The 17,422-nt window shown below is 67.8% G+C and carries 12 protein-coding genes; 9 read left to right on the forward strand and 3 right to left on the reverse strand.

The genetic code is table 11. The features are described 5' to 3' along the window. Position 1 precedes the first annotated feature (1 nt). The 7 genes from ABT288_RS15035 (at position 2) to ABT288_RS15065 (ending at position 10,494) form a co-directional block, all read left to right on the forward strand. On the forward strand, positions 2-988 hold the full coding sequence (locus ABT288_RS15035; RefSeq protein ID WP_351606994.1) for a DNA glycosylase family protein: 987 nt from the start codon (positions 2-4) through the stop codon (positions 986-988). A 576-nt stretch (positions 989-1,564) separates the two neighbouring features. Next, positions 1,565-3,433, forward strand: coding sequence for an ABC transporter ATP-binding protein (locus ABT288_RS15040; RefSeq protein WP_351606996.1), 1,869 nt, complete (start codon positions 1,565-1,567; stop codon positions 3,431-3,433). 279 nt (positions 3,434-3,712) lie between these two features. After that, positions 3,713-4,498, forward strand: coding sequence for an MFS transporter (locus ABT288_RS15045; protein ID WP_351606999.1), 786 nt, complete (start codon positions 3,713-3,715; stop codon positions 4,496-4,498). Positions 4,499-4,660: 162 nt separating this feature from the next. Beyond that, on the forward strand, positions 4,661-6,040 hold the full coding sequence (locus tag ABT288_RS15050; protein WP_351607109.1) for a site-specific integrase: 1,380 nt from the start codon (positions 4,661-4,663) through the stop codon (positions 6,038-6,040). Beyond that, positions 6,040-7,818, forward strand: coding sequence for a hypothetical protein (locus tag ABT288_RS15055; RefSeq protein ID WP_351607001.1), 1,779 nt, complete (start codon positions 6,040-6,042; stop codon positions 7,816-7,818). The genes ABT288_RS15050 and ABT288_RS15055 overlap by 1 nt, the downstream gene beginning before the upstream one ends. Before the next feature lie 188 nt (positions 7,819-8,006). Beyond that, complete coding sequence (locus ABT288_RS15060; protein ID WP_351607004.1) at positions 8,007-9,995, forward strand: site-specific integrase; 1,989 nt, start codon at positions 8,007-8,009, stop codon at positions 9,993-9,995. A gap of 1 nt (position 9,996) precedes the next feature. Next, positions 9,997-10,494 carry a hypothetical protein gene (locus tag ABT288_RS15065; RefSeq protein ID WP_351607007.1) on the forward strand — a complete coding sequence of 166 codons (498 nt, stop codon included), beginning with the start codon at positions 9,997-9,999 and terminating at the stop codon, positions 10,492-10,494. 358 nt (positions 10,495-10,852) lie between these two features. Here ABT288_RS15065 and ABT288_RS15070 read toward each other — a convergent pair whose 3' ends face one another. After that, complete coding sequence (locus ABT288_RS15070; RefSeq protein WP_351607009.1) at positions 10,853-11,905, reverse strand: PLL family lectin; 1,053 nt, start codon at positions 11,903-11,905, stop codon at positions 10,853-10,855. A 1,082-nt stretch (positions 11,906-12,987) separates the two neighbouring features. Between ABT288_RS15070 and ABT288_RS15075 the strand changes: the two genes are divergently transcribed. Further along, positions 12,988-14,586 carry an NHL domain-containing protein gene (locus ABT288_RS15075; RefSeq protein WP_351607012.1) on the forward strand — a complete coding sequence of 533 codons (1,599 nt, stop codon included), beginning with the start codon at positions 12,988-12,990 and terminating at the stop codon, positions 14,584-14,586. A gap of 53 nt (positions 14,587-14,639) precedes the next feature. Here ABT288_RS15075 and ABT288_RS15080 read toward each other — a convergent pair whose 3' ends face one another. After that, positions 14,640-15,179, reverse strand: a complete 540-nt coding sequence (locus tag ABT288_RS15080) for a hypothetical protein (RefSeq protein ID WP_351607014.1) — start codon at positions 15,177-15,179, stop codon at positions 14,640-14,642. 33 nt (positions 15,180-15,212) lie between these two features. Next, complete coding sequence (locus ABT288_RS15085) at positions 15,213-16,322, reverse strand: hypothetical protein (RefSeq protein WP_351607017.1); 1,110 nt, start codon at positions 16,320-16,322, stop codon at positions 15,213-15,215. A 348-nt stretch (positions 16,323-16,670) separates the two neighbouring features. Between ABT288_RS15085 and ABT288_RS15090 the strand changes: the two genes are divergently transcribed. Further along, positions 16,671-17,390 (forward strand): hypothetical protein, encoded by a 720-nt coding sequence (locus tag ABT288_RS15090; RefSeq protein WP_351607019.1) that lies wholly within the window; start codon positions 16,671-16,673, stop codon positions 17,388-17,390. Positions 17,391-17,422 lie beyond the last annotated feature (32 nt).

The following is a 17,422-nucleotide window of genomic DNA, read 5'->3' on the forward strand; positions in this document are numbered from 1 at the left end:
CGTGAACCCCCGCACCCTCGACCACACCGACACCCTCGAACTGCCCGTCACGGGCGGCGGTCCTTTCAACGCCCTGCACACCTTCTGGAAGCCGTCCCACTACGCCACCGGCCTGGAAGCCCACACCGAGTCCTGCAGCTGGCGCACCTTCCGAGTCGGCGACCTCGTGGTCGGAGCCCGGCTGCGTGCCGAGGAACGCACAGTGATCGCCGACATCTACACCGACGGCGACTTCAAGCCCGCCCACCGCGAGGAGCTGACGCGCCGGCTGATCTCTTCATATGGGTTGGACGAAGACCAGGCAGCGTTCGCGGAACTCGCGGCCCGCGTGCCCGCGATGAGCCAGCCGCTCACGGACTTGGGCGGGATGCGGCAGTCATGCCCTGAGGACCACTTCGAGATCGCCGTGATCGCCCTGCTGCTGCAGAACGTCACCATCCGCCGCACCACCCAGATGACCCGCAACCTGCTGATGCACTACGGCCATCTCGTCCACTTCGCCGGGATCACGCTGCGGGCGTGGTTCACCCCCGACGAGATTGCCCACGTCTCGCCGGAGACGCTGAAGGAACGGGACCGGCTGGGCTTTCGGGCCAAAAGCCTGCCGCACTACGCCGCCTACTTCCGCGACCACAGCACCGAGGACCTCCAAGCCGCCGGTAACCTCATGGAGGCGGTCCAGGAAATCAAGGGCGTCGGACCTTACACCGCCGCAGTGATCGCCTCCCATGCCTCCCGCGACCCTGCCGTCTTTGGCATCGACGTGTGGAACCGCAAGATCCTTGCGCGCCGCCTCCTCAACGCCGACGATGCCGAGCCCGAGACCGTGATGGCGCGACTGAACGAGCTGTTCCCCGGCTACGCCGGCACAGCCGGCCTTTACCTCGTCGAGCATGACTACCTGGCCAAGCCCGTCGCCCCGCTCCTGGGTTCCGGCCCCGACGCCCTCGCCGCCTGGAACGCGGCCCTGGAGCAGACCGGAACCTGACCTGCCGCAGCCCGAGAGCAGCGGACGCCACTGCCGCCGCTGCTCCTCGTTGCCATGCCCGCACCGCGCCCGACGGGATCCCCGCAATACCTCGAAGGGGTGATCCGAGCTGTTCGAGCGATGCAGGCGCACCTCGCGACAAGGCCCGCTTGACCACGACCACCGAATAGAACATCCGTCCACGATCTGCCCCGGATCCGCCCGTGACAGACCCGTCCGGGGGCCGTTGTTAGAGCACCAGTACCCCTCGTGCGTCCATCTGGAGGACTCCGTGAATCCTGTGCCCGTCCCCGTGGATCCTGTCGCCGTATTCGAACGTCCCGTGCCGGCCGGCCCGTGCTCCGCACGATCCGGGCGGCAGGTTGACGCCGCCGCTCAGCGCGCAGCACGACCGGATACGGGGTGGGCGGCATGAGTGAGCCCACCGATGCATCACCCGACAACATCCCGGGGCCGCGCACCGCCCCGCTGGAGTCCACACCCTCTTCGTCGCCTCCCGAACCGACGGCCGGGACCGAGGCGCCTTCTGCAGCCGAGCCGGATGAGCCATCGGAAACGGCCGCCAGCGAGCCGCAGATGCGGTACGTGGATCTGACGGGCAGCCGTGAAGCGGCCGGCCGTTCGATCAGGATGCGTGATATGGCCCGGCGGCTGCCGCAGCTGGTACGCCGGTCACTGGCACTCGCATGGCGGGTCGACCGCCGGGCAACCATCGGTCTCCTGCTGTGCCAGGCCGTCACCGGCGTGATGCAAGCCCTCGGCCTGCTCGCCATCAGCGGCACCCTGACCGCCCTGCTGACCAGCGGGGACGTCTACCAGCGGCTCCTTCAGGCATGGCCGTCCGTGGCCCTGCTGGCCGGCACCGCCGGCGTACGCGCCCTTCTGGGGATCACCGTCTCCTGGCTGTCTTCCCGGTTGGGCCCACTGATGTCGCGCGAGGCCGAGCAGATGCTGCTCACCGGCTGCGCCGAGGTGGAGCTGTGCGCCTATGACGAGCCCGACTTCAACCACGACCGCGAAGCCGCCGACCGCGGGGCACAGGTCACCGGGGACCTGATCAACGAGGGGCAGGACCTGATCGCCTCGTCGGCCTCCTTCGTCGCCGGAGCGATCGTGCTGGCCGGCGTGCACTGGGTCCTTCTCCCCCTTCTGGTCGCGGCCAGCCTGCCGCAGGCCCTGGCCCAGATCAGCGCCGCCCGCGTGCGATACCTGGCGAATCTGCGCAGCAACGGCGACCTGCGGATGCTGTCAATCCTGCGCTGGCACATCTACACCAAGGAGGCCGCCGACCAGATCCGTGCCGGCACCATGGCCGCCTTCCTCTCCGGCCGGTACCGGCAGACGGTCGCCCGGATCAACCGCGAGGACCGCGCCGCCGCCGACAAGGGGGCCCGCATGTCCCTGATCGGCGCGCTCTGCGGCGGCCTGGGGTCGGCGGTCGTATGGGCCGCGGTCGTCTGGCTGCTGGCCACCAGCCGCATCAGCGTCGGACACGCCGGGACAGCTGTTTTCGCCCTGCAGACGGTGGGCCAGTCGGTCCGCGGCCTGGTCTCGGTAGGGGCGCGCGCCGTGCGCACGGGCCTGTACATGGACGACTGGAGCGGCTTCCTGGACAAGGCCGGAGGGTTCCGCATGCGCCGGGGCGCGCATCACCCGGCACCGCCGAAGAAGATCGAGATCAAGTCGGTCACACACCGGTACGCGGGCAAGAACCAAGACGCTCTGTCCGACGTGACACTCACCCTGCGCCAAGGCGAGGTCACCGCCCTGGTCGGCTTCAACGGCTCGGGGAAATCGACGCTGTCGAAATTGATCAGCGGCCTGTACCTGCCCACCGAAGGGCAGGTGCTGTGGGACGGCGTACCCACCGGCGACGCCGAGCCGCAGGCGCTGTGGCAGCAGGTGGCCCTGGTACCCCAGACCTACGCGCGTTGGCCTTTGACGGTGCGGGAGAACATCACCCTCGGGCAGCCCACGGCGCGTGGCGACGCGGCGGTGCGTGAGGCGTGTGAGGCCGCCGGCGCCGACGAGGTCGTCGACAAGCTCGGCGCCGGCCTGGACACCCTTCTCGCCCGCGAGTGGCTCAACGGGGAGGAACTGAGCGGGGGCCAGTGGCAGCGCATTGCTCTCGGACGTGCGTTCTTCCGCCAGGCAGGGCTTTTGGTCCTCGACGAGCCGACCGCGAACCTCGATCCGCTTGCCGAGTACCGGAATTTCCAGCGGCTGCGGGGTCTTGCCCGGGACCGGGTGGTGCTGCTGGTGACCCACCGCATCACCAGCGTCGCCGTGGCCGACCGGATCGTCGTTCTCGACGAGGGCAGGGTCGTGCAGGAAGGCACCTTCCAACAGCTGTCTCAGCAGCCCGGCTTGTTCCGGCAGCTGCTGTCCTGCCAGGTCTCCTCGGATGCCAGGGACGATGACGAACAGCGGCAGGCACGCGCATGAACACACGCCCGCCGAAGAGCATCGTGTTTACGGACCTGTCCACCGCCGCGAGCACACGGCACACCGCCATGCTGGCTCGCCCAAATGCCGATGTGCCGACCGACCCACGACCATGTGACGCCCCCCTTCGTGTGCGGCGGAAGGTGTTTTTCCTCCACGGCTGTGTACGGGGCGGCGACCTGGGCGTGGATACCGCGGTGCCGGGGATGCCCGGGCAACACGATCACGCAGTCACGGTCGCGCCGGGCGTGCGTCTGAGGGAAGCCGAGGGGGTACGTCATGTCCTGCCCGTGTGACTCCGTCTCGTCGGCCGGGCGGACGTCTCTGTGGCAACACCGGGACTTCCGTCGGTACCTGACCGGCCAGGCCGCCAGTGTGGCCGGCAGCTCCATTAGCTCGATGGCCCTGCCCGTGCTGGCCGTTCTCGAACTGGATGCCAGCCCTGCCCAGGTTGCCTGGATCACGTTCATGGGCCAACTCCCTCCCGCGCTCCTGGCGTTGCACGCCGGAGCGCTGGCCGACCGGCATTCCAAGCGGAAGCAGATGATCACCGGAGATCTGGTCAGCGCCGCCGCGCTGGCCAGCGTGCCCGCAGCGGCGGCGCTGGGCAGGCTGTCCCTGGCCCAGCTCATGGTGGTCGCTGCGGTGCAGGGCGCGGCGGGCGTGCTGCACGACGCCGCCGCGATCAGCCTTCTGCCCAGCCTGGTCGACCGGTCCCTGATCCAACGCAGCAACAGCCGTATCGGTGCTCTGTTCGCCGTCGCCGCCACCGCCGGCAGCAACCTCGCCGCTGCCCTGACCGCGCTCCTCGGACCGGCCCGGGCAGTGCTCGGTGACGTCGGTTCCTACCTGGTCAGCGCCTGGTGCACCGCCCGCATCCAGACACGCGAGACCACCCGGGCGCGAGCAGGAAGCCACCGTCTGCACACCGAGATCGGTGAGGGCCTGCGGTACGTACGCCGTGACCACCGGCTGCGCACACTGACCCTGGTCAACGCGACTACCTCGGCCGCCCTGGCACTCCAAAACACCCTATGGGCCCTGTACCTGCTTGTTCCCGCTTAGCGACGGTGTTGCTTACCGCCTGATGTGCCACCTGACCTGCTCGTTTGTTTGTTGCACTCAGCCGGGTTGCATTGGTACTCATCGGCCATGCACCAATCGACGTACTCATCAGCAGGCTGGGAGTCCTGGGGGCTTGCGTTCAGACCGGCGATCCCGGAGGGGATGCCGTTGCTGTTCGACGACGACCTCCTCTTCGAGGACAGCAACGGCGTCCGTCCCACGACCGTGATCAACTGCTGGGCCTGCGAGCTGCCGGCGAATGGGTGCCCATCGCCGAATTCGTGGCCCTACTACGTGCGTACGGTGCGTGAGTGGCTGGAGTTCATATCCGAGCGCGGGGTCGCCCTGTTCGACACGAGGCGTCGTCTGAAGGCGGTGTTGGGCGCGTACTCCGTCTATCGAGCCCAGGGCCCCATCAAGCATCGCTTCGAGGCATCCACGTGGAACCAGAACATGGGGATCCTGGCGGGGTTCTACAAATGGGCGAAGGATGAGGAGTACGCCGACTCCGAGCCGTTCACGTACCGGCAGGCGGTCTGGGCCTTCAAGGGGCAAGTCCGTCGCGGGCGGGTCAACCAGTCACGGCGGCGCCAGGCCAAGCCGCATGTGACGATCAAGTATCTCGACGACGACTTTACGGACATGTTCCTGAAGGGGTTGGCGGGCCTGGGCCCCGACGGGGAGCGGGATCTGCGCTACCGAGGACGGGAGTTGGCCCGAAACTCGGCAGTCGGCCGAATGATCGTCTCCAGCGGGCTACGCAGCCAGGAGTACACGTACCTGCTGGCCTGCGAGGTGCCCCTGCTTCCCTCGCGACGGACCGCGGTGCCGGTCTCTTTCCCGGTCCCGTCCGGGGTCACCAAGGGAAGCAAGTACCGCGAGTCGTGGATCGATTACGACTCACTGGCTGAGCTGCACTCCTACATCGCTCTCGACCGGGCAGCGGCGACGTTCGGATCGTCGTGGCGTCCGCCGGCCCGCTGGGGGGAGCCGCTGTTCGTGACGGCCGTTGACCAACGGGGCGGACGCGTCAACGGGGTGCGTGTGCAGTGGAGTTCGCTCGGCCCTGATGAGCGGCGGCGTCTGGTCGCCCCGGACGGCGGTTCGATGCTGCTGTCGGTGTGGGGCCAGGGACGTCCGTTCACCGGATGGGCCACGGTCTTCGCGAGGACCTCCGATCGCATCCGCGAGCTTTACGAGCCGCGCTTTCCGCACGTCAATCCGCACCGGCTGCGTCACACCATGGCCATGGCGACCATGGCGCGGCTGATGCGTGGCTGGTACGAGCAGGCTGCTCGGCAGGTGCGCGACACCGACGACGATGCCGCCCTGGCGCACTACCTGCGGACCCAAGAACCGCTGCTGATTCTGCGCGATCTGCTCGGACACACCAGTTCGCTGACCACGGAAGCGTACCTCCGCCGCCTGGACGTGCTCCGCCTGTTCACCTCCCTGTATCGGCGGGTCGGCAAGGAGTACGGCCTGCTGGACGAGGACGCCGAGCTCGAGACCGAGTTCGACGACGAACCGGCGGTGGTCTGATGCCGGCCACCGTCACCCTTGACCCGCTGGGTGTGCACTGCATCTTCAGCGACGGGTCGGAGTACCGCCGTCCTCTTCGTGTGCGGCGACCAGTGGAGCTCCCGGGGCTGGCACGCACTCTGCTGGAAGGCGCCACGGACCTTGTCCATCCGCACGGGCAGGTCGACAGCGCGGGAGGCATCGACCTCTACCTCACGGCCATCCGCGGCTTCACCGACTGGCTGGTCGAGTTCGGGTTCTCCGGCGGGGCCTCCGACCTGACGCGCGCGCTCCTCGCCCGGTACTGGCGGCAAGGGGTGCGATCCTCCCAGGAGAGCGCGCTGCGGGCGATGTTGCGTTGCGCGGATGACCAGGATCAGCTTCTGGCGCCGGGCGTGCGCGCGTTCGTCGATGGCCGGCTGTTCAACACGGGCGAGCGGTACGGCTCGCACCAGCCCTACAGCGAGGCCGAATGGGCTCGGCTCATCCGTACCTGCCGGGACGAGGTCGATGGCGCCTACCACGCGTTCTGCGTGGTCCGTCAGCAGGCTTCGTCGGCTGACGGACCAGGGGCTTCGCTCCGTGAGCGCACTGCCCATCACTGGCTGGTGCTTCACAACGGGCCCGACCCGCTCGTCAACGATATGGCAGACCGCGGCTCGTTCCCCTTCCGGCAGAGATACGGGGTCGGTCTTCGCGCAGTGCTGGATCCGCTCATCCCGACCCTGGATGTGATCATCGCCTATCAACTGCTGTTCGGCGCGTACACCGGGGTCGTGCCGGACGGGATCGCGGACCTGGGACTCGACGACATCGAGTGGGCGGGTGATGAGAAGATCCTCCTCAGCTACGTCAAGGGCCGCACCGCGGCGGAGAGCCTTGCTCTGTCACGTCAGGCCACTCGCCTGCTGGAACAGTGGCTCGATCACTCTGCGGTGGCCCGCCGCTTCGCACCCGAGGAACTGCGCCCCGAGCTCTGGGTGCGTTTCACGCCGAGTGGCACACGGGCGGGAGAGCGATGGCTGGCCAAACCGGCCACGCGCCTGTCCATATGCGCCTGGGTGGAGCGGCGCCAGGCCGTCGACGAGGGCGGGCGGCCCGCACAGATGACTGGTGACGACGGTCTCCCCCTGGCCCTTCACCTGCACCGCATCCGCACTACGCACGATGCGCTGAAAGACCGGTCGCACTGGCGCGGCAGCCGCCGGTCCACGCTGGATCCGAACCGGTCCCCCGGCGTCGAGGGGGACCACTACCTGACGAACACGACGCCGGCTCAGCGCGAGGCGGCGGAAGACATCATCGCCCAGGCGCAGGAGGACCTCGTTCGCCGGGCGCTGCCGCCCTTGGTGCTGGCCACCGCTGAGATGGCCGACCTGGTGGAGAACTATCCCGAGCACATGAAGCGGCTCGGCCTGGATGACAACGCCTTGGCGCAGCTCCTGTCCGGGGAACGCGACGTATTCACCGCGGCTTGTGGAGATCAGCTGTCGGGGCTCCACGGGCCGAAGGGCAAGCCCTGTCCGGCACGCCCGTGGGTGTGCCTGTTGTGCCCGCTGGCTTTGTTCGCCCCCCGCCATCTGTCGAACCTGCTGCGACTACGGGCGTTCTTCTCCCGCCAGTGGCAGCAGATGACCACTGCCGAGTTCATCCCCGTCTTCGGCCCGTACGCCCACCGACTCGACGAGATCCTGACCCCCGACCGGTACTTCTCCGAGCACGCGCTACGGGCAGCCGCTGCCGAGGTCACCGACTCCGATGTCGAGCTTCCCCTGCGACCTGAGGAGCACACCGTATGACCACCCTCCACCGGCCCGCGGGCCTCACGGCCCCCTTTTCGCGTTCCGTCTTTCGAGGTGAAGACGTGTGCGCTGCGGCCGGTCTGCCGGTTCACGGTGCGGGCCCGCATCCTCATTTCGACGATGCAATCTGGGACTTCACCGGTGTCATCGGGCTGCCGCGGTACCTTGCGCGGTACGCGCGGATCTTGTCCTTCACCGAGATCCTCAATCCCCAGTGGAGGGAACTCGCGAAGGAGTTCATCTTCGCCCGGCTCGCACCGGACCACCCCGCGGTGCGGGAACTTGCCCACGCCTACCGAACGCCTGTGCAGGTAGCGACGGTGCACGGGCGGCTGACCGTGCTGACCGGCTGGCTCAACTGGCTCACCGAACAGGGCGTCGACAGTCTCGGGGAGGTAACCCAGCAGCATTGTGCTGCCTACCTGGAGCTTCGCAAGAAGGTACGGGACAAGCATGGAGTCGTGATCCGCGACAGCAGCCCCGGCTACCGCATGGACGTAGTGGCGGTCATCCAGGAGCTGGGCTACTACAAGGAGTTGTTCTCAGCCGACGGCTATGTGCCGGCCTTCCGTCCGTGGGGGCGGCGCACGGCGTACTCCGTCGCCGGGATGGTCCGTCGGACGGGCAACACGACACCGCCGCTGAGCAATGACGTCTTCCAACCGCTCGTCGCGGCGGCCCTGTTCGTGGTGGAGGTGCTGACGCCGCACGTCATTGAACTCCAGCAACAGTTGCAGGAGATGGTGCCGAACCGTCCGGGCCGCAACAACCGTGAGCGTCCGGACTGGAGGGTCGAGGTCGCGCAGGCCATCGACCGCCACATACAGGAGGCCGATCCGTTCGATGTCGCCCTCGATCACGTCGTAGCCGAGCGGCTGACGGACGGCTGGGATCCGCACGATCCGCTGCTACGGGTGAACCTGATCTCCCTCGCCCACGAGACCGGACGGCACGCCTTCCACTACACGTGGCTGCCCACCCTGCGCGGCCACCTGGAGAAGGCCGTCAGGGAAGTCGGCCTGGCCAAACGCTGGGGCCGGACGGCCGCCCTGGTCGAACGCGCGGACGGACGGGGCAGTGTCCCCTGGACCCTGCCGATGAACACCACCGAGGCCCGACTGCAGCTCTCCCGGGCCCGCACAGCCTGCCTCATCGCGCTCGCCGCACTGACCGGAATGCGGAAGAGCGAACTGGCCGAGCTGACCCACGACTGCCGCCAGCCTCCCGAACAGCTTGGTGAGGGCCGCCTCCGCTACCGCCTGAAGGGCAAGGTCATCAAGGGCCGGAAGCTGGGTGGTGAACACGATCAGTGGGTGACCATCAAGCAGGCGTACGACACCGCCGGCGTGGCCGCCTCGCTCGCCGACCCGGTGAAGAACACCGGTCACCTGTTCAAGTCGCTCTCCTTCTTCACCCCGTACGAATGGTTCCTGACCTGGGTCAATGGTCCAGAGGGCCGTCGCCTCGGGCTGGCGCCGATCCCCGAGGTGCCGGTCAGTCTGCGGATGCTACGGAGAACCCTCGCGGTGGAAATGGCGCACCGGCCCGGTGGTCTGCTGGCCGCCAAGATCCATCTCAAGCACATTTCGGTGGTCACCACCGAGGGCTATGCGGACCGCCCCGGTGGGGCCCAGTCGGTGCTGATGGCCGAGTTCGGCCAAGAGGAGCGAGAGCACAAGATGCGCGTCGCCCTCGACGCATTCCACGACTACCAGAACGGTATCCGGCCTGCGGGGCCTGGCGCCAGCGACCTCCTGGACTTCTTCGCGTTCGTCGACGAACAGCTGGATTCCTCCGGGGCGCCGAACATCAAGCGCAGCGACCAGGAGGTGACGAACCTGCTCGCCAAGCGGGCCAAGGCCCTGCACCTGGGGCCGGCGAACTACTGCTGGTTCCTCGATCCGTCCAAGGCGCTGTGCCTCAAGCTCGCAGGGTCCCACGCCCGCGGGGCGACAGAGCCCTTGATCGGCATGTGCGATTCGGCGCGGTGCCCCCAGGCCACCCACCATGCCGGGCACCGCCCGGTATGGGCAGCCAGCGCCGAGAGCAAGAAGGTCTTCATTGCCACCATCGGGCGCGCGCAGCGGACGGAGAAGGCCCGGCTGGGTACGGAACTCGCCCGCGATGAACGGGTGCTGGCCGAGATCGACGCCCACTCCGGAACGGGGGCATGACGTGGCCCGCATCAGCGACGAGAGGCGGCGGGACAACGAGACGGCCATCCGGCAGGTCATGGAACGGCTCCTTGCCGGTGACGTTCCCTCGGGAGGCAAGTGCGACATCAAGACCCTCGCGGCCCAGGCCGGGGTCGCCCGCACCGGCTTCTATCCCAAGAAGAACCGCGACGGCTCACCGCGGCCTGGCCCCTACCAACACCTGGCGGAGGAGTTCGAGCGCCGGTTGACCGAGCTTCGGGAAACGGGCGTGATTCCGGACCCGCGGGCGGCACAGATCGAGCGCCTCAATGAACAGGTCTCCGGGCTGAAGGAACGCCTCACCGCACGTGACGAGCAGATCGATGGGCTCACTGATTTCAGGGAACGGGCTCTCTCGCAGATCGCCGCCCAGAGGATGGAGATCGAGCGGCTTCGCGACGCCTTGGCCACGCCGTCGAATCTCCGTGCTCTGCCGAACAGTTCACGAGCGAGCGCGCCGTACGGATCGTGCAACTGAGTGCAATCGTATGCCGGGGGCAGCTGCCCGGCCGATAAAGGCCGGGCAGTCGCCCCCCTGGTGTTGACCTGGCCTGCGCCCGGCGGTAGGAGAGCCGGGCGTGGCTAGTCTCCTCGCACGGACTGCCAGTGGATCCACTCGGTCGCCCCGCCTTTGGCTTTGAGCTTTCCGCGCTTGTCCTGCGGGTATCGGGCCCGGTCGTTTCGATGGGAACCGCGCGGGCCTACACCGCCGCCGAGGTCTACCGGTCCTCTGGCACGCCCCAGCACATTGCGGGTGACGGGTGGGGACATACATCAGATCCGGCGGCCGGTACGCGCTGACGGGCCGCGGCTGCATCGGCTTGGGGAAGCTGGTGTCAGGGGGACACCGCGTAGCCCGGCGCAGACTGGCCGAACTGCTGGGCGATGTACCAGACCGCGTGGTCCGAGCCGTGGAAGAACACGTGCAGGCGTCCGTGGCCGTCGGCCTCGACGACGGGTTCGCCACCGATGTTCTGCGCGATCTGCTCGTGGGCGCTCCAGGCGGTGCCGTTGATGACGGTCTGCTCGCAGGCCCACAGGTGGCCGCCGCCCCAGTGGAAGGCGGCGAGCCGGCCGTCGGCGGCCTGGACGGCGGCGGGGTTTCCGGTGAGGGTTCCGCCGAGGCTGGTCAGCGTGGCCCACCCGTTGTAGTCGTCGGTCTGGGGCAGGTGCCACAGGGCGTTGTCGGTGCCGCGGAAGAACACGTCCAGGCGTCCGTCGGCGTTGGTGGTGACGACCGGGTCGCCGCCGATGTTCTGCACGATGCTCACGGGGCTGTCCCAGCCGCTGCTGTTGGCGTCCCGCTGGCGGGTGACCCACAGATGACCGTCGGTGCCGCGGAAGAACACCTGAAGGCGGCCGCGGGCGTCTGTCGCCACTGCCGGGTCTCCGGCAGGGGAGCCGCCCAGGCTGCCCGGGTCGGTCCAGTCGCCGTAGCCGGACTTGGCGGTCTCCCACACATGCCACAGGGCGCCGTCGGTGCCCCGGAAGAACGCCTCGGGGCGCCCGTCGGCGTTCAGCCCGGGGACCGGGTCGCCCCCGATATGGGTCACCAGCGTCTTTCCCGGGCCGTAGGTGCCGTTGATGACCGTCTGCCAGGGATGCTCGAGGTGGCCCTGGTCGTTGCGGAAGAACACGCCGATGCGCCGTGCTGCCGTCCGTAGAGCGGAGGGATCGCCGGACAAGGTGCTGCTGCCCAGCTTCTCCCAGTCGGACCAGCCGCCCCATGTCTGCTGATGGCTGGTCGACGGCGCGTTGTCGGCGCGGTGCCTGATGAACACCTCCAGGCGGCCGTCCGACGAGGGAGCCACCGCCGGATTGCCCGTCAGCTGCCCTCCGAGCGAAGCCACGTTGTCCCAGGTCATGCCCGGAGTCGAAGGAATCGTCATGTTCTTCCCCTCCCGTTCGCCCCCGGTTCTTCAACCGGGCGGCATCACCATATGCATACGATCAATTACCCTTCGTAATCGCCAGTTAGGCTCGGCAAGCTCTTCATGACGGAGCGTCAGTAGCCGTCGGGCGCCGACGGCACTCCTCAACGCACCTCTGTACAGCGCCCCTCACCGCCCCCTAGGGCCGACGAGGGCGCTTCTCGCCAATGTGCACTGGTTGCAACTTCGCGCGCCCGCGGCCGTGCCCGGTTGGCGCGCTCTTCGCGTCTAGAGGTTGTTGCCGAACGCCCGACGCGCCGTGTGCGGGCCTACCCCGCGTCTCGGGTCGTCCGCAATAAAAGTGGAACACCTTCCCCGCCGCCGGCACGCACCCCGAGCGGGTGGTTCACGAGCAGAACGTCGCTGCCGCCCGCCCCAACTTCACCGAGCGCTCAGCGAAGTAACTGGTCGGAGCGCTGCGCCACCAGGAGGTCGAGCGACTGCGCCCGAGCCGCTTGGACTTCGGCCACGCCCCGTCCACGCTCGACCGGTGCCGTCCACCGCAGCGCAAAGTCCGCGTGCGGAAGATGGATAGCCCGTGTGGGCGAGCTCCTTCAGGTCATTCAGTGGTCCCGCTGACCGCGCGAGAGGCAAGGAACGAGCACGCCACTCCAACACTAAACGTCTCTTTTGGGACTGAGTCGTCGGGTTTGGGTGCTACTTGCCCTGTTTGCCTGACCTGCTGGACTGCCAGCATCTCCCTTGCAGGGAGTCTATCTCGCAGGGGAGACCGCGACTTGGAAGGGCGGAAGGGAGCTGCCCGCATTCTTCACGCCCGGTGATGGCGTCCGTGGCGAGCCGTTGGCTGCCACCGAGCGCGTCGGGCTGGTCCCCAAGCCGCCGCGGTCGAGCGGTCGTCTCCACGTCCCGGGCATTGCCGGGGACTGCTACCGATCCGGTGTGGTGTCTCGCCAACGTGCCCGACAGGGAACATCACGCACGTGATCTCGTCACCTCGACACTCTTGTGACTTCCTGCAGTCAACCTACAGCCGTCCGTAGTGGGCGGTCGGTAAACGGTGAGCGATGAAGGGGATGACGATGAGCACTGCCCAGGCGGCAGCCACAACTGGCCAACGCTTCGACCCTCCGATCAGCACGGTCGTGGGGACCGTGGTCGCGGGGTTCAAGGGGGAGAACGAGCCTGCGGTTGAGGCTGAGTTGCACTCCCCGTGCGGGATTGCGGTGGACAGCGCCGGCACCCTCTACATCTGTGACGTCAACAACGCCCGGGTACGGAAGGTCACGACCGATGGGAAGATCAGCACACTCGCCGGCCCGGGCTCGGGCGTCGACGGTGATGGCGGCCCCGCCACCGCCGCCGGCTTCAACGGCCCGCAGGGGGTGGCGGTGGACAGCTCCGGCGTCGTCTACATCGCCGACAGCTTCAACCATCGCATCCGGATGGTCACGGCCGATGGGAAGATCAGCACGTTCGCCGGCATGAGCACCGCGGACCTTGAGGGTGGTGGTTTCGACGGGGACGGCGGCCTGGCAACCTTGGCCCAGCTGAGACGCCCGATGGGGGTGGCGGTGGACAGCTCCGGCGTCGTCTACATCGCCGACACACGCAACCACCGGGTCCGGAAAGTCACAACGGATGGGAAGATCAGCACCGTTGCCGGCATGGACTGCGCGGGCTTCGGTGGTGGCTTCGACGGTGACGGCAGCCTGGCGACCTCCGCGCTGCTGAGCAACCCGTACGCAGTGGCGGTGGACGGCGCGGGCAACCTCTACATCGCCGATTCCGGTAATCATCGGGTGCGGAAGGTCACGGCGGACGGGTATATCAGCACATTCGCCGGCAGTGGCCCCAAGGGCTTCGCAGGTGGCTTCGGTGGTGACGGCGGCCTGGCAACCTCGGCCCGGCTGAACTTCCCCACGGGGGTGGCGGTGGACAGTACCGGCGTCCTGTACATCGCCGACCAGCGCAACCACCGGGTCAGGATGGTCACGGCGGACGGGAATATCAGCACGTTCGCCGGCAGCGACCCCGCGGGCTTCACCGGTGTCTTGGACGGCGACGGCGGCCCGGCAACCTCGGCCCTGCTAGCGAGCCCGTACGGCCTCGCTGTGGACTTCACCGACGCCCTCTACATCGCCGAACAGGGCAACCACCGGGTTCGGAAGGTCGAGTCGGCGAAGATGGCCGGGCTGCCCGAGTCGGGCACGGTGGTCTCCTGGGCCAACGTCCGCAGCAGGCTGCGGATGGGGGTCGGGGGTGAGTCCACCATGGACGGGGCCCCGGTCCACCAGTTGTTCACCCCCCCGCGCACCGTGCCCAGGAATCACCTGCGGTGGCGGCTGGTCGTGGTGGGCCTGGACAGCGGCGATGTCCTGTACAGGATCGAAAACGTGAACAGCGGCCTGGTCCTGGAGGTCGTCGGGGCGCAGAAGACTGCCGGCGCGGCGGTCGCGCAACGTGCCTACGAGGGTGATGACGCGCGCCACCAGCAGTGGAGGCTGATCCCGGTGGGCTCGGGAAATGGCACCCCGCGGGTGTACGAGATCGCGAACCGGGGCAGCGGTCTGCTCCTGCAGGTCGACAACCGCAACCCCGGCACGGTGATCACGCAGCACGGGTCGCAGGGCAGCCAGCAAGGCCGGCTAGGCCAGCAATGGCAGCTGCTCCCCGTGTGAGGCACGTGGGGGTCAGGGGCTCGCGTGGCCCTGACCCCCACGGAAAGCCGGGCCTACTCAGACTGAGCAGGAGGTTCCTCGTCGGACTTGGCACGGGGGGGTTTGTCGGCGCTCGCCTGGGGCGCCTTGCCGGGCTCGGGTGCTTTGGGTGCTTCGGGGGCCTTGGGGGGCTTGGTGTAGTCGCTCTTCTTCGGCTTGCTCTCCAGGTCCTCGTTCTTCTGAAGGCCGTCGTGCTTTGTCACCGTCTCACTCGCCTTGTGCATACCGCCGGCCGCCGCCGTGGACACCGAGCCGGGATTCTGGGCGTACTCGGCCTGCGTACCGGCCGATTGCCGGGTGGTCTGGATGAAGGAGCCGAGGAAGCCCAGCATGGCCCGCGCTTCGGGCGACTGCTCGCGTACGACCTTCGCCCGAAAGGAGGCCCCGTGAATGGCGTTGTTGTACAGGCTCGTGCTCTTGTCGTCGTATGCGTCATCCTCGACGTCCTCGAAGTCGTCGACGCCCGCCGCCGGTCGGGGCTTGTCTTTGTTGACGGTCACCGAGAAGAGGCCGGCGCTGTTGTCCGCGAAGCCGAAGATGTTGTTGAACACCATGGTTGTCACCCTTTGTCGTCGTCGTGTGCCCGGTCAGGGCTGCTTGTGCAGCGCTCGCTGGCTGTCGGTCAGGCTCTCGCCGTCGAACATCGTGTGGTGGACGTCCAGGGCGGAGACGACCTCGGCCAGCCCCTTCATGCGGAAGCCGCCGCCGGCCAGGTCGAGGTCGCCGATGTCGCGGGCGACCACCTGGGCGAGGCCCGGGTAGTCATCCGACTGGGGGGGCGACAGGACCGCGACCGGCACCGGGTACATCACCGCGATCAAGCCGGAGAAGGTCACCGGGATCTCGTAGCAGTAGTGCCTGCGGCAGCGCCGCTGCGTGGCGATGGTCTGCACGCGGGAGTCCGGCGGGACTTGGCCGGAGATCTGCGATTTCGACGCCCAGCTGGTGTTCAGGGAGCCGCCGACGGAGCCCGAGATGCCCAGCAGCAGCGAGGCGTTGAGTGTCGCGCTGCCGGTGGCGCTGCCCTGGGTCGTGAACGCGACCGAGTTCGTCACCGAGGCCGCCGCGGAGTTCGTCGCCGCGTTCCGCACGCCCGTCTCGGTGGCGTTGGCGTTGTCCACCCCCACGTTGTCCTTGCTGTTCTTGTTCGTCATCGTGTTGGCGTTCTTGTTCGCCAGCTCGTTCTGGAGCTGCGTCTGAAGCTGCGCCTGGAGGTCCATCTTGAGCTGGTTCTGCAGCATCAGCTGGAGCTGCGCGCTGACGCTGCCGCCGAAGGTGAGCTTGGCCTCTCCATGGAGCGACCACGTGACCCCGTTGGAGACGGTGAAGTCGACCGAGTCGGTGAAATTCATCGGGGACGCCTGGCTGCGGTTGACGTAGGTGCGCGAGGAGAACATGTCGGGCGGAGGCTGGCTGATGTCGCACCGCTCCTCGATCAGCGGCTCCCCGAGGTTCATGTAGGCGAGCCAGCCCAGCTGGAACGCGGTCCCGGGAAAATCGCCGAAGCTCGTCTTGTTCACGGAGAACCCGACGGGCTTGTGCCGCACACCGTAGTCGTCGCTGTAGACCAGGTTGGGGTGGTCCAGGATGGGCCGCCAGGTCTGCTCGTCGTCGACGTTGATGTCGAGTTCCCGCAGGTTCTTCTTCGTCAGCGGCTGGCGCTTGGCCCGTCCCAGGTTGTACGCGTTGGAAGACATTTCCCGCCCTCGAGTAATCTGGCAGAATTGCACTCGGTGAAATGTGAACGAGAATCTGCGCGCGTTCTGAAAATCGAAGTTAGCACCCGATCTGCCGCCCGGGAAGACGTCCGACTGCTATGCGCTCAATCGAGTGATAGGGGCTCGGCGGCATTCTCAACTCGCCTCAGGCAAAGGTAACTTGGGGCCGGTCGGTTGCTCGGCTGGCATTTCCCGAACCGCCTTATTCGTGTGAACGCAATGGCCTCAGGTTTTTGCGGCGGGTGAGGTATTCGCGGCAGTCTTCAAATCGTCTCCGGAATCGTTGACCGAAGTTCTTTCGAGTTTCAGGACAGGTGGGGTTTCGCGATGTACACCCAAGAACGCACGGCGATGTCGAATCTGGTGGTCGGCGGCCCGGTGGCGGTGAACAGCTACGACAACGCCATCGTGGCTGCGCTGGTCGAGAACCGGCCGGTCATGCTCGTCCACGCCTTCAACGGCGGCTACCTGCAGCCCGCCGAACTGACCGAGGCCAACCACAAGAGCGGCGTCAAGCTGGCTACCGCGCTCGGCCCGGCCACCAAGGAGGCCAAGGGACACCTCTGGTACATCACCCCCGCTGGCTTCTTCGGGCAGCGGCCGCTGTACTTCATCGAGAGCGCCGCCGGCCAGGTCTCACCCAAACCCGCCGGCGCAGGCGCCCCGGACGCCGGGCGCGGCGACGACGGCGCGCCCAAGCCGCAGCGCAGGCGCATCACCGTCCACCAGGACGCCCCCAAGAGCACGGCCGACACCGTCCAGGTCGGCCTGCCCGACAAGGTGGACGCCCTGTGGCGCGGGAAGAACGGTGCGCCTGAGGACACCCAGCTCTGGGTCGTCACGGTGACACCGTGGGGCGGGATCACGTTCGTGCCGATCACCCACCCCGACACCATCCTGGGGTTCAAGGACCACGCGGTGACGGGCGACAGCGAGGTACGGCTCACCTACAACTGGGGCGGGGACTTCACGGGCACGGTCATCAACACGTTCTACCCGCGGCTGCCCAACGAGTGGAGCGTGCCGTACCACCACGTCTTCACGTGATCCGCGGCCCCGCCGCGCCGCACCCCTCCCGA

Source organism: Streptomyces sp. NPDC001093 (assembly GCF_040298985.1).
Taxonomy (GTDB): Bacteria; Actinomycetota; Actinomycetes; order Streptomycetales; family Streptomycetaceae; genus Streptomyces.

What these genes read in the sequence shown, in the direction of transcription:
- ABT288_RS15090 (WP_351607019.1), top strand. Translation starts at nt 16,671, where the DNA reads ATGTACACCCAAGAACGCACGGCGATGTCGAATCTGGTGGTCGGCGGC.
- ABT288_RS15045 (WP_351606999.1), top strand. Translation starts at nt 3,713, where the DNA reads ATGTCCTGCCCGTGTGACTCCGTCTCGTCGGCCGGGCGGACGTCTCTG.
- ABT288_RS15055 (WP_351607001.1), top strand. Translation starts at nt 6,040, where the DNA reads ATGCCGGCCACCGTCACCCTTGACCCGCTGGGTGTGCACTGCATCTTC.
- ABT288_RS15070 (WP_351607009.1), bottom strand. Translation starts at nt 11,905, where the DNA reads ATGACGATTCCTTCGACTCCGGGCATGACCTGGGACAACGTGGCTTCG.
- ABT288_RS15080 (WP_351607014.1), bottom strand. Translation starts at nt 15,179, where the DNA reads ATGGTGTTCAACAACATCTTCGGCTTCGCGGACAACAGCGCCGGCCTC.
- ABT288_RS15050 (WP_351607109.1), top strand. Translation starts at nt 4,661, where the DNA reads ATGCCGTTGCTGTTCGACGACGACCTCCTCTTCGAGGACAGCAACGGC.
- ABT288_RS15075 (WP_351607012.1), top strand. Translation starts at nt 12,988, where the DNA reads ATGAGCACTGCCCAGGCGGCAGCCACAACTGGCCAACGCTTCGACCCT.
- ABT288_RS15040 (WP_351606996.1), top strand. Translation starts at nt 1,565, where the DNA reads ATGCGGTACGTGGATCTGACGGGCAGCCGTGAAGCGGCCGGCCGTTCG.
- ABT288_RS15085 (WP_351607017.1), bottom strand. Translation starts at nt 16,322, where the DNA reads ATGTCTTCCAACGCGTACAACCTGGGACGGGCCAAGCGCCAGCCGCTG.